Here is a 12,431-nt window from a genome sequence, read left to right as displayed (position 1 = left end):
CGCGTTACAGTCGCGTATCCCGGGCGGGTGGTGCACCCGGGCGGCACGTGTCAGGAGGACAAGATGACCGACGATCCGGACCCGGCACAGCGACAGCAGCTGACCGTCAGCGAACGCAACCTGGACACGCTCGCCGGGAACCTGGCCCACTGGCTGCATGCGAAGGCCGGCGCCGACCACCTGCCACGGGTCTCCGGATTGTCGCGTCCGCAGTCCGGCGGCATGTCCAGCACGTCGATCCTGTTCGACGCCGAATGGAGCGCCGGAGGGCGCTCGGAGCGCGGGTCGTTCGTCGCGCGGATGGCGCCGGAGGCCGGATCGTTCCCGGTCTTCCGGACCTACGATCTGGCCACGCAGTACCAGGTGATGGCGGGCGTCGCCGCGGCCACCGATGTGCCGGTGCCCGAGCTGTGCTGGCTGGAGAACGACGAGAAACCGCTCGGAACACCGTTCTTCGTGATGCGCCGCGTCGACGGCCGGGTGCCCGCGGACAACCCGCCGTACGTCTTCGTCGGCTGGCTGTTCGACGCCGGCCCCGCCGAGCGGCTCCAGCTCACCCACAACACGGTCGAGGTGATCGCGAAGATCCACGACATCCCCGAGCCCGCGACGCGGTTCCCGATGCTGACCGGACCCGGCCGGTCCCTGCGCAGGCACGTCGCCGCGCAGCACGCGTGGTACCGGTGGGCGCTCGCGGACGACGGTTTCGCGGTCCCGCTCATCGAGCGGAGTTTCGCGTGGCTCGACGAGCACTGGCCCGCCGACCCCGGCCCGGACGTGCTCAGCTGGGGCGACGCCCGCCCGGGCAACATCATCTACCGCGGTTTCGATCCGGTGGCGGTGCTGGACTGGGAGATGGCCGCGCTCGGGCCGCGCGAACTCGACCTGGGCTGGGTGATCTTCATCCACCGGTTCTTCCAGGATCTGGCCACCCATTTCGGCCAACCCGGCCTGCCCGACTTCCTCCGCCGCGACGACGTGGTGGCGAAATATCAAGCGCTGACCGGACATACGGTGCGCGATCTCGATTTCTATCTCGTCTACGCCGCGTTGCGGCACGCCATCGTGATGGCCAGGGTGAAGCGCCGGATGATCCACTTCGGCGAGGACACCGACACGCCGGATCGCGATGACTACGTCATGCACCGGGCGGCCCTGGAAGCGCTGCTCGACGGAACCTACGAATGGGACTGACATGCCTGTGCCTCTGGACGAATACCCGATCCATCAGACCCCGTTGTCGATGGCCCGAGTGGCCGGCAGTGACCGGAACTTCTACGACCGCAGCTACTTCAACGCCCACGACCGCGACGGCGGCACCCTGCTGATCACCGGGTTCGGCGTGTACCCCAACCTCGGGGTGACCGACGCCTACGCCGCCGTCCGCCGCGGCGACACGCTGCGGGCGGTGCGCTTCTCCGACGCGCTCGGCGACCGCGGCCTCGACCAGCGCGTCGGCGGCTACCGCGTCGAGGTGCTGGAGCCGTTGCGCCGCATCCGGGTGGTCTGCGACCACGACGATCTGGGCTTCGACCTCACCTGGACCGGCGCCTTTCCCGCCGTGCAGGAACAACCGCACCTGATTCTGGCGGGCAACCGGCCGATCATCGACGCGTCCCGGTTCGCGCAGGTCGGCTCGTGGGCGGGGACGCTACATGTGGACGGCGACGACATCGCGATCGACCCGGCGGTGTGGACCGGAACCAGGGACCGCTCGTGGGGCATCCGCCCGGTCGGCGAGACCGAGCCGCCCGGACGCGCGGCCGCCGAGCCCTCGGGCGGGTTCTGGTGGCTGTACGTGCCGCTGCGGTTCGAGGATTTCGCCGTGGTGGTGATCGTGCAGGAAGAGCCGGACGGCAGGCGCACACTCAACGACGCGACCCGGGTCTGGCCGGACGGGCGCACCGAGCAACTCGGCTGGCCGCGCATCGCGATCGAGTACCGTTCCGGCACCAGGCTTCCCGTCGCGGCCCGGCTGGAGCTGACCACGCCGGACGGCAAGCCGCTGGAGATCGAGATCACGCCGGGCACCAGCGTCCCGCTGCACGTCGGCTGCGGCTACGGCGGCGACCCCGACTGGCAGCACGGTCAATGGAAGGGCCGCGACTGGTCCTCCTCCAGCCGCTACGACCTGACCGACCCGGCCATCGTCGCCCGCACCCCCTACGGCGTCATCGACCACGTCGCCCGCGCCCGCTGCGGCGACGCCGAGGGCTGGGGCCTGTTCGAGCACGCCAGCATCGGCCGCCACGACCCCACCGGCTTCGCCGACTGGGGGTCCGTGGCACCGTAGCCGCCGCACCGGTCACGCACCGGGCCGAACTCGCGACAGCACGCCGCGTGGCTGCCGGCCGCCCCGCTGCTGGCGACGGGCGGCTGCGGCTCCGATGACGACGCACAGACCCGCACGGTCGGCGTCCGATTCGCTGGGCAGCTCGTCGAGCTCGCGGTGGGTGCGGGCGAAGCGTGCGTCTCACCATGGACGGCTCGGCTCGTCGACAGGGCTGCGGTGCCGGACGAACCGACGCTCAGCGCGCGGCGGCCGCCGCGATCACGACTCCGTTGATCGTTGTCTTCGAGATCAGCAGCGGACCGCATCCAGCCAGCAGAGCGGCTGCTTCCGCGACACTTGCGGTGCCGAGCGCGCTCGCGGTGCGCGCGGATGGATTCGGCACACGGACACCGGCGAGTTCGGCAGCGGTGTAGAAACGAACAGGCACGCCCAAGGCGGCGGCAGCGGCTTGCAAGCCGGGTTCGGCGGCGCGCCGATCGATGGTCGCCAAGCAAGCGACGACGTGGTCGCCCAGCGCTTCTCGCAATGCCGCGCCAATTCTGCCCTCGTCGATGCCCGGCCGCATACCGACGCCGACGGCCAGGTCAGGTCGTGACACGAGTTCTGGCGTAGGCCGCTGCCGCCGCGACGAAACGGCGTACCGCTTCCGAGTTTCCGGCTGGATGGGTGTGCAGATAGGACGCGTGCACACTGCCGACGAGCGCGCCCTCGCGAACCCGTTCCCCCTTGCCGCCGTGCCAGCCCCACGCGGGCATCGCCGAAGGGGGCGCCACCAGACGGGTTCGATGGAACTCGTGCCCGCGGACGCGTTCACCTGCCCGCCACAGCGGCGAGTCACCGAGCGCCACGGCATCTCGGTAGCCGAGCGTCAGGCGCGGGCCGAACTCGGCGTCGGCGTCGATCACCCCCGCCATCGGATGGCCGTCGAGTGAGCGGGCCAGGTACAGCAGCCCGGCACATTCCGCGTGCACCGGCATCCCGCGCCGCGCGGCCTCGGCCACTGCCCGCAACAGCGGGACATTCGCCGCCAACTCCGCCGCATGTTCCTCGGGGAAACCACCAGGCAGCACTAAACCCGCTGTCGCGGTGGGCAATTCATGATGCAGCGGATCGAATACGGCCACCCGCGCCCCCGCCGCCGTCAGCAACTCCCGATGCTCGGCATACCCGAACGTGAATGCCGCCCCACCCGCGACGGCGATCAGCGGTCCCTCCCGATCGGCGATGCCACCGGCCGCGTCGAGAGCGCTCCCACGATCGAGAGGCATCCCGGCATGCCCCCGCGCGTCACCACCACCGAGCACACCCTCGGCATGCCCCCGAACGCCAGCGCCGTCGAACACCGCCTCGGCACATGCCCGCATGTCACCGCTCTCGAACACCGCCTCGGCATGCCCCCGCGCGTCACCACCACGGAACGTCGCATCCGCGGATGACAGGGCATCACCGCCGGAATCGCGCACGGCAGCGGCGGGGTCCCAGGACGGCCCGGTGACCGACGAGCGGGCCAGCGCAGCGACCGCGTGCAGGTCCACATGCGCGGCCACGAGGTCCGTCATCGCCGCCACGGCCGCCGTCGCGGCGGCGCCGTGTTCCACGGCGGGAATCAGGCCGAGATGCCGGGACGGAACTTCCAAAGCGGCCATCCGCGGCAGCGATCCGAGCACCGGCAACCCGACCCGGTCGCAGGCCGCGCGCAATACCTGGTCGTGCCGTTCGCTACCGACCCGGTTCAGGATCACCCCGCCGAGCCGGACACCGCTGTCGAAGGTGGCGAACCCGTGCAGCAGGGCCGCCAGGCTCTGGCTGTGCCCGCGAGCGTCCACCACCAGCACCACCGGCGCGCCGAGCAGGTTCGCGACCTGCGCCGTCGACCCCTCCGCCACCGGGCCCGAATGCCGCTCGTCGATCCGCCCGTCGAACAGCCCCATCACACCCTCGACAACCGCCAGGTCGCACCCCTGCGCACCATGCCGATACAACGGCACAACACGTTCCACCCCCACCAGCACCGGGTCCAGATTTCTCCCCGGCCGCCCAGCCGCCAGCCCGTGATACCCCGGATCGATGTAATCAGGCCCGACCTTGAACGGCGCAACCCGATGACCAACCCCCCGCAACGCCCCCACCAACCCGGTCGCGACCGTCGTCTTCCCACTCCCCGACGCCGGTGCCGCCACCACCACAGCCCTCACCTCGCACCCCGCACGTCGAGTGGCACACCATCGTGTGGGCTTCTCGCGATACGCCGCAGCGATGTGCCACTCGCGAGCCAGAACCGGGTCACCATTCGATGCCTCGTTGGCCTTTGCGGCCTGCGTCCATGGGGTGTTTGAGTTTGGTCATCTCGGTGACCAGGTCGGCGGCTTCGATCAAGGGGGCTGGGGCGTCACGGCCGGTGATGACGACATGTTGGTTGCCGGGGCGGTTGACGAGGGTGTCGATTACTTCGGTCAGGTCCACCCAGCCCCACTTCAGGGGGTAGGTGAATTCGTCGAGGACGTAGCAACGGTGCTGCTCGGCCTTCAGGCGCCGGGCGATCTCCTGCCAGCCGGCCAGCGCGGCAGCGGCGTGGTCGTCCTCGGTGCCCTGCTTGCGGGTCCAGGACCAGCCTTCGCCCATCTTGTGCCACTCGACCGGGGCGCCCGCGCCGGTCTGTTCGTGCAGCGTGCCGAGGGCGCGGAAAGCCGCCTCCTCGCCCACCTTCCATTTGGCGCTCTTCACGAATTGGAACACCGCCACGTCGAAGCCCTGGTTCCAGGCCCGCAGCGCCATCCCGAACGCGGCCGTCGACTTACCCTTGCCCGCCCCGGTATGCACCGCGAGCACCGGCTGATTACGCCGCTGCCGCGTGGTCAGCCCGTCGTCGGGAACTGTCTCCGGAACACCTTTCGGCATCGAAATCTCCTTGCTGTTGGCGGTTCACTCCGAAACCGTTCGGTCCGCGCTCTCCACCGACCTCTCGCGCGCTCGCCCGGGCGGTGCAAGGCAGTCGCGACCACACACGACTGCGATCGACCGACTAGCAGATCGCGAACACGTTCGCACGCTGCTTATTCCGCCGTCGACCAACCCGCCCGGTGTGACCGTCGATGGCTGACCGGCACGGCCGTCCGCCAAGGCGTCCGGCACCGCTGCCGACCAGTTGGTCCCGGTTGTGCCACGACAAACCCGTCCGACACCACCGGCAAGCCAGCCCGGCACCAACCCGCCCGGCACAGTCGCCGCACCATATCGGCCGATGACCTGCGTGCTACAGCGATTTCCGCTGCTCAAGCGGCCCGCACCGAGACACCGCGCACGCTGCCCGAGCTCGCGCGGACGATATCGGCCACCGAGTCTCCGGTCAGCTCGGCCAGTCTCAGATATCCGCCGCGCAGGTCGCGGGCCAGGTCCGCGGCGAGACCGAGGCGGATCATGCCGCGTTCGCAGTCGACGACGATGGACGTGACCGAGTCCTTCGCGAGCAACGACGCGGCGGCGCGGGCGCGCGGAACGGGATCGGCGCCGCCGGTCGCGCGGCCGTCGGTCAGCAGCACCAGCATCGGCCTGCGCCGCGGGTCGCGCACGCGCTCGCGCCGCACCACCTCGCGCGCCTTCAGCAGGCCCGCCGCGAGCGGCGTCTTCCCGCCGGTGCGCATCCCCGACAACCGCCGCACCGCGATGTCGACCGACGAGGTCGGCGGCAACACGAGTTCGGCGTCCGCGCCGCGCACGGTGACGACGGCGACCTTGTCGCGGCGCTGGTAGGCGTCCCGTAGCAGCGTGACCACCGCGCCGGTGACCGCCGACAGCCGGTCCCGTGCGGCCATGGAGCCGGACGCGTCGACCACGAAGACGATCAGATTGCCTTCTCGCCCCTCGCGATACGCGCCGCGTAGGTCGTCGGCGGCCAACCGCAACGGGCCCCCGTCACGTCCGCGGGACCGCTGATGTGGTGCGGCGGCGAACACCGTGCCGAGCAGATGCAGCCCCGAGGAGGGCTCGATGCTGGAACGTACGACGCGCCCATGCCGCGACTCGGCGCGCGACCGCCTACCCGGCGCACCCTCGCCGACGCCGGGCACCTCCCAGCGCGGCGGCCGCGCGGGCGCGGAAACCGGTGCACCACTGCGTCCTTCTCCCGATCCGCCGCCCGGCCCGTCCGGCGGCACAGGGTCTTCGGGCCCGCCGTCGGGGTCGTCGCCGGAAACACCGTCCTGTTCTGCACCCTGCGGGGCAAATTCTCCGGTCTGCGTAGGCGACTGCTCCTCGCGCCGCGCCTCGGTCGCCGCGTCGCGCATGGCGTCGTCGAGCTGCTGTTCGCTGATGCCGGGCTCGTCGAACGGATCACGCCTGCGCCGGTGCGGCAGCGCCAATTCGGCGGCGACGCGCACGTCGTCCTCGGTCACCGCGTCGTCGCCGCGCCAGGCGGCATGCGCGGTCGCGGTCCGCGCGACGACCAGATCGGCGCGCATCCCGTCGACGTCGAACGCGGCGCACAGCGCGGCGATCCGGCGCAACTCCACATCGTCGAGCACCACCGAGCCGACCCGGTCCCGGGCGGCGAGGATCCGTTCGGCCACCGCGTGATCCGCCTCGGCGTACCGCGCCGCGAACCCCGCCGGATCGGCCTCGTAGTCCAGCCTCCGGCGCACCACCGCCATCCGCACGTCCACATCTCGGGAAGCGGCCACGTCCACGGTTAGCCCGAACCGGTCCAGCAGCTGCGGGCGCAGCTCGCCTTCTTCCGGGTTCATCGTCCCGACCAGCACGAAACGCGCCGGATGCGAATGCGAGACGCCGTCACGTTCGATGTGCACCCGGCCCATCGCCGCCGCGTCGAGCAGCACGTCCACCAGATGGTCGTGCAGCAGGTTGACCTCATCCACGTAGAGCACACCGTGGTGCGCGGCGGCCAGCAGGCCGGGACGGAACGCCTGCTCCCCGTCGCGCAGAACACGCTCCAAGTCGAGGGAACCGACCACGCGGTCCTCGGTCGCGCCCACAGGCAGCTCTACCAGCCGGGCGGGCCGCGCCCCGGTCTCGTCCACGACCGGCGGCAGCAACTGGGCCAGCGCACGCACCACGGTCGACTTGGCGGTGCCCTTCTCGCCGCGAACCAGCACGCCGCCGATGCCGGGATGCACCGCGCACAGGATCAGCGCCAGTTGCAGGCGTCCCTGTCCGACGACGGCCGTGAAGGGAAAACCGGCCTCACCGTCCGAACCCGGACGCGTTCGGGCGTGCTGGTCGGACATGGGCGCGGTTTCGGCATGGGACACGGACACGCCCCAACTCTAGGCACGCCGCGCCAGTTGCCGATCGTCGCCCTCCATCCGCACCGAACCCGCACTCCTCGCCCGAACACGGTGGAGACGAGTGTTCCGAACAACGTTCGCGGCCCGGATCAGTTCCCCTCCGCCGCGCCGAGCGAGGACCGTAAACGCCCGCACCCGCCCCGGAACGCCCGGAGCGGCTGCGAATGGCGGTAGGTGCCCTACTTACTCCCCACCCCTGCGCATCGGCACGTGCGCGATGCCGTCCTCGTCGAATTCCTCGCCGTCGACCTTGAAACCGTGCTTGGTGTACAGGTCGACCAGGTAGCTCTGCGCGGACAAGCGCACCGTCGCCGAACCGACCTCGGCCAGCGCCGCCTGCAGCAGCCGGGTGGTGTAGCCGTGCCCGCGCGCGGGCGCCGCGGTGCAGAGCCTGCCGATGCGGAAGCTCTTCACCCCGTCCTGGTGCTCCTCGCACAGGCGCAGCGTCGCGATCACCTCGCCCTCGTCATCGAGCCAGAAATGCCTGGTCTCGGGCAGCAGATCCTGCCCGTCCAGTTCCGGGTAGGCGCATTTCTGTTCGACGACGAAGACTTCGACGCGCAGTTTCAACAGCTGGTAGAGCGTCGCGGTATCCAGATCCTGCGCCCATGACCGTTTGAGAGCAACCGTTGACATCATCGCGCCTTGCTATCACAACCTAGGCGTTCGCCGCGACCCCCGCGTGCCTCGGCGTGTTGTCGCCACCGCCGACGAGATTGAGCGCCTTGGAGGTCCAATCCCACACTTCGTGGAACAGCGCCGGGTTGTCCGAAAGCTTCACGCCCAGCGACGGCACCATTTCCTTCAGCTTCGGCGTCCACTCGGCGTACTCCTGCGGGAAGCAGCGCTGCAGGACGTCGAGCATGGCGGTGACGCAGGTCGATGCGCCCGGCGAAGCACCGAGCAGACCGGCGATAGTGCCGTCCTGCGCGGCGATCACGGCGGTGCCGAATTCGAGCACGCCGCCGACGCCCTTGCGCCGGATCACCTGCACGCGCTGACCCGCGGTGATCAGCTCCCAGTCCCTGGCCTCGGCGCGCGGGATGAACTCCGACAGCGTGATCACCTTGCCCGCCTCGGACTTCAGCAGCTCGCTGACCAGGTACTTGGTCAGCCCCAGCTCGGTGACGCCGACGCCGAGCAGGGAGAAGATGTTGTTGGGCCGCACCGACTTGAACAGGTCGGTGTTCTTGCCGTCCTTGAGGAACTTCGGTGTCCAGCCCGCGTAGGGGCCGAACAGCAGGCCCGGCCTGCCCTTGATCACGCGAGTGTCCAAGTGCGGCACCGACATCGGCGGCGCGCCGACCGCCGCCTTGCCGTAGACCTTGGCCTCGTGCTGGTGGATCAGCGCCGGGTTGACGCAGCGGAAGAACTGGCCACTGACCGGGAATCCGCCGAATCCCTTGGCCTCCTTGATGTTCGCCTTCTGCAGCAGCGGCAGCGCGCCGCCGCCCGCGCCGACGAACACGAATTTGCTGATCAAGGTGCGGGTTTCGCGGGTGCGGACGTTGCGGACCGTGACCAGCCAGGATCCGTCGGACCGCTTGGACAGGTCGCGCACCTCGTGGCCGAAGGCCAGGTCGGCGCCGGTGGCGCCGAGGTAGGCGAGCAGCTCCTGGGTGAGCGCGCCGAAGTCGATGTCGGTGCCGCCGTCGGTCCAGTTCAGCGCGACCGGCTCGGAGAAGTCCCGGCCGCGCGTCATCAGCGGCAGCCGCCGGGCGAACTCGTCGGGGCTGTCGATGTACTCCATGCCCTCGAACAGCGGGTGCGGCGCCAGCGCCTCGTACCGCTTGCGCAGGTACTGCGCGTTGTCGGCGCCGTGCACGAAGCTCACGTGCGGGATCGGATTGATGAAGGCGGACGGATCACCGAGGATGCCGTTCTCCACGCCGTAGGACCAGAACTGGCGCGACACCTGGAAGCGCTCGTTGATGTCGACGGCCTTGGTGATGTCGACGGAACCGTCCGCGTTCTGTGGGCTGTAGTTCAGCTCACACAGGGCGGAGTGTCCGGTGCCCGCGTTGTTCCACGGGTCGCTGCTCTCCGCCGCGGCGGCGTCGAGCCGCTCGAACAGGGAGATCGACCAGTCCGGCTGCAGCTGCCGCAGCAGCGCGCCGAGAGTGGCACTCATGATGCCGGCACCGATGAGTACTACATCGGTCTTTTCAGTCAGGGCAGCGTTCGGCACGGGTAGATCGACTTCCTTGTCCTTCTGCGCGGGCCCACCGGGCGGGTGGACCTGCCTGGGCACGGTGTGTGGTTGTCATTCGGGTCCGGCTCCGCCGTTCCCGAACAGCATGGCGGGAGTCAGGTTACCCGCCGTTCACCTAGGCCCAATTGTGCACCTCACCACCCCCGCGCCACGCGACCAGCCGGTCGAATGTGCGGAATGAAACAGAGATCGTCGTCACTTCGGCGGCAGGGAGACCGCAACGGTCTGTCGGCTCGCGGCGCGGTCCAATACATTGGTCGCGTGACGAACGAACAGTCGCTTGCCGAGCCGGTCAGCACCTCTCCGGATGGCGAGGGCTGGCGCCCCGACATCCTGGGTCCGCATTACCAGCAGCGCACGCTGCCGCTGGGCCCCGATCCCGACGGCGAAGGCGACGTGGTCGCCACGCTGGTGCGCTACGTGCCCTCCGGCGCCGTCGAGCAGACCGCGGGCGCGGTGCTCTACGTCCATGGCTTCACCGATTACTTCTTTCAGGAGCACCTCGCCGAGCACTTCGCCGCGCGCGGGTTCCAGTTCTACGCGCTCGATCTGCGCAAATGCGGCCGCTCGCTGCAGGAAGGGCACACGCCGCACTATGTGACCGATCTCGCTTTCTACGACCGGGAACTGGACGAGTCGCTGCGGATCGTGCAGGCCGAGACCGGTGCGCCGGTGGTCGTCAACGCGCACTCCACCGGCGGCCTGGTCGCGTCGCTGTGGCTGGACCGGCTCAACCGCACCCGGGGAACGGCCGCCGCGGGGATCACCGGCCTGGTGCTCAACAGCCCGTGGTTCGACCTGCAAGGGCCTGCGTACTACCGGACCATCGGAACGCGGGTCATCAAGGCCGTGGGGCGGTTCCGGAAGATGGTCGAGTTGCCCGGAGGCAAGATCAGCACCTACGGCGACAGCCTGCACCGGTCGGTGTCCGGCGAGTGGGACTACAACCTGGACTGGAAGCCATTGGAGGGTTTCCCGGTTCGGCTCGGATGGTTGCGCGCGATCCGCAACGGACACGCGCGGCTGCACGAAGGCCTCGATATCGGCGTGCCGTCGCTGATCCTGCGCTCCAGGATCACCAAGTTCGCCCGGCGGTACGGTCCCGCGGTGGACGTGGCCGACGCGGTGCTCGACGTCGAGCAGATCCAGCGCTGGTCGGGCTGCCTGGGCGACCGCACCAACATGGTGCCGATCGACGGCGCCAAGCACGACGTGTTCCTGTCCGGCCCCAAGGCGCTGGCTCAGGCGTTCGCCGAGCTGGACAGCTGGCTGGACTGGCTGGCGGGCTACCAGGCCGCGGCCCGGGAGCAGTCACCAGAGGCTGGTGCGTAGCACGATCTCGGTGGCCAGCTCGTGGTCGGCTTCGGTGGCCACGTTGGTGACGTCCACCTCGATCACCCGGAACTCGCCGTAGACGAACCGCCCGGACGCGTCGGCCACCGAGCGCGGCAGGTTCTTGGTGACCAGCAGCGTGGCCGGCACCTCCACCGGACCGGTGGTCGCGTCCAGCACCGCGCCGTCGGCGCCGGGAGCGGCCGGATGGCCCCGGTCGGCGACGACCAGGCTCTGGAACCGGCCGAAGCCGCGAGCGCACGCCTGCCAGGCCAGCACGGCGCCCGCACCGCGTCCGGCGACGTTCACCCACGGCAGCCCGAGTTCGTCCAGGATCGCGGTCACACCGGCCGCGTTCAGGCCATCGATCGACTCCACCGCGAAGGTGCGCAGGTCCGAGGTGTGCAAGCGGGCGCATACCTGGTCGTAGACATCCGCCGGATCACCCGCGTCGGGCAGCAGCAGTACGCTGTGCCGGGACTGCGGCCCATCGATCCGCACGGTCCACGCCCGCTCATCGACCGTGATCTGCCGTGATTCCATGCCGAATCACGCTACACGGATGGCCGGGGCGCAGGGGCGAGTGTGCGGCGGCAGTCAGGCGAGCAGGCGCATTCCGGCCTGCTCACCTGCGTTGTGGTCGAAGGTGACGGTCAGCTCACACCCCGCCTCCTGGCCGAGCTGCTGGATCAGCGCGTCGGCGAAGTCCGCGCCGTCGGCGGCCCGGCGCAGCGCCTGCCGCACCGTGTCGGCGCGCTCGACCACGATCTCGCTGGAATCGAGCAGACCCAGCAGCACGTCGGTGACGGCTTCGGGGTCCTGTTTGTAGCCGCGGCGCAGCACCCAGTGGATCTCGGCGAGCACGATCATCGTGACGTAGCCGGGCCTGCTCTCACTGAGCCCGTCGATCACCTGGTTGGCCCGGGCGGACTGCTCTGGGTCGTCCTGGGTGAGGTACCGGATGAGCACGTTCGCGTCCAGACCGATCATCACCGCTTGCCCTCCACGACGTTGCCCGCGATCGCCTCGTTCATCTCGGCGAGGCCGATGGGTGAGCCGGACCAGCCGACGATGCCCTTCAGCGCCTTGATCGTGCGCGTCTCGGGCACCAGCTCGTAGGTACCGGTCGGGGTGGGCACGAAGGCGACCCGCACACCGGCACGCAGCCCCATCGCGACGCGCACGTCGATCGGGATGGTGATCTGCCCCTTGCTGGTCACGGTCGCCGACACCACGCTTCCCCCTCGGCTGTTGGGCTTCTTGTCCGTCGCCATATCCCTCACCCGACCGTGAT

The 12,431-nt window shown here is 69.9% G+C and carries 12 protein-coding genes; 3 read left to right on the top strand and 9 right to left on the bottom strand.

Annotated features, from left to right (window positions below; translation table 11 throughout):
- Positions 1-63 precede the first annotated feature (63 nt).
- Positions 64-1,194 (top strand): phosphotransferase family protein, encoded by a 1,131-nt coding sequence (locus AB0M45_RS10875; RefSeq protein WP_364325738.1) that lies wholly within the window; start codon positions 64-66, stop codon positions 1,192-1,194.
- Position 1,195: 1 nt separating this feature from the next.
- A complete protein-coding gene (locus AB0M45_RS10870) occupies positions 1,196-2,293 on the top strand; it encodes a hypothetical protein (RefSeq protein WP_364325735.1) in 1,098 nt (365 codons plus the stop codon).
- Between the two features lie 235 nt (positions 2,294-2,528).
- Here the strand turns inward: AB0M45_RS10870 and AB0M45_RS10865 are convergent, their stop codons facing one another.
- The 6 genes from AB0M45_RS10865 to mqo form a co-directional block, all read right to left on the bottom strand.
- A complete protein-coding gene (locus tag AB0M45_RS10865) occupies positions 2,529-2,891 on the bottom strand; it encodes a cobalamin biosynthesis protein (protein WP_364325732.1) in 363 nt (120 codons plus the stop codon).
- A complete protein-coding gene (locus tag AB0M45_RS10860; RefSeq protein WP_364325730.1) occupies positions 2,878-4,488 on the bottom strand; it encodes a cobyrinate a,c-diamide synthase in 1,611 nt (536 codons plus the stop codon). Before AB0M45_RS10860 ends, AB0M45_RS10865 begins: the two co-directional genes overlap by 14 nt.
- A gap of 88 nt (positions 4,489-4,576) precedes the next feature.
- Positions 4,577-5,191, bottom strand: coding sequence for a cob(I)yrinic acid a,c-diamide adenosyltransferase (gene cobO / locus AB0M45_RS10855; protein WP_364325727.1), 615 nt, complete (start codon positions 5,189-5,191; stop codon positions 4,577-4,579).
- 374 nt (positions 5,192-5,565) lie between these two features.
- Complete coding sequence (locus tag AB0M45_RS10850; protein ID WP_364326204.1) at positions 5,566-7,533, bottom strand: magnesium chelatase subunit D family protein; 1,968 nt, start codon at positions 7,531-7,533, stop codon at positions 5,566-5,568.
- A 243-nt stretch (positions 7,534-7,776) separates the two neighbouring features.
- Positions 7,777-8,232 carry a GNAT family N-acetyltransferase gene (locus AB0M45_RS10845; RefSeq protein ID WP_364325724.1) on the bottom strand — a complete coding sequence of 152 codons (456 nt, stop codon included), beginning with the start codon at positions 8,230-8,232 and terminating at the stop codon, positions 7,777-7,779.
- A 19-nt stretch (positions 8,233-8,251) separates the two neighbouring features.
- Complete coding sequence (gene mqo / locus AB0M45_RS10840; RefSeq protein WP_364326201.1) at positions 8,252-9,781, bottom strand: malate dehydrogenase (quinone); 1,530 nt, start codon at positions 9,779-9,781, stop codon at positions 8,252-8,254.
- Positions 9,782-10,066: 285 nt separating this feature from the next.
- Between mqo and AB0M45_RS10835 the strand changes: the two genes are divergently transcribed.
- Positions 10,067-11,137 (top strand): alpha/beta hydrolase, encoded by a 1,071-nt coding sequence (locus AB0M45_RS10835; RefSeq protein WP_364325721.1) that lies wholly within the window; start codon positions 10,067-10,069, stop codon positions 11,135-11,137.
- Here AB0M45_RS10835 and AB0M45_RS10830 read toward each other — a convergent pair.
- From AB0M45_RS10830 to AB0M45_RS10820, 3 genes are read right to left on the bottom strand one after another with little or no spacing between them, the layout of a single operon-like run.
- Complete coding sequence (locus AB0M45_RS10830; protein ID WP_364325719.1) at positions 11,117-11,680, bottom strand: alpha/beta hydrolase; 564 nt, start codon at positions 11,678-11,680, stop codon at positions 11,117-11,119. The genes AB0M45_RS10835 and AB0M45_RS10830 overlap by 21 nt on opposite strands.
- Positions 11,681-11,734: 54 nt before the next feature.
- Positions 11,735-12,127 (bottom strand): type II toxin-antitoxin system VapC family toxin, encoded by a 393-nt coding sequence (locus tag AB0M45_RS10825; protein ID WP_364326198.1) that lies wholly within the window; start codon positions 12,125-12,127, stop codon positions 11,735-11,737.
- On the bottom strand, positions 12,127-12,411 hold the full coding sequence (locus tag AB0M45_RS10820) for an AbrB/MazE/SpoVT family DNA-binding domain-containing protein (RefSeq protein WP_364326196.1): 285 nt from the start codon (positions 12,409-12,411) through the stop codon (positions 12,127-12,129). The genes AB0M45_RS10825 and AB0M45_RS10820 overlap by 1 nt, the downstream gene beginning before the upstream one ends.
- Positions 12,412-12,431: the final 20 nt, after the last annotated feature.

This window comes from Nocardia sp. NPDC051787, assembly GCF_040681325.1.
Taxonomy (GTDB): domain Bacteria; phylum Actinomycetota; class Actinomycetes; order Mycobacteriales; family Mycobacteriaceae; genus Nocardia.
Note: the sequence above shows the minus strand (reverse complement) of the source record. Positions and strands in the feature narration are given on the sequence as shown.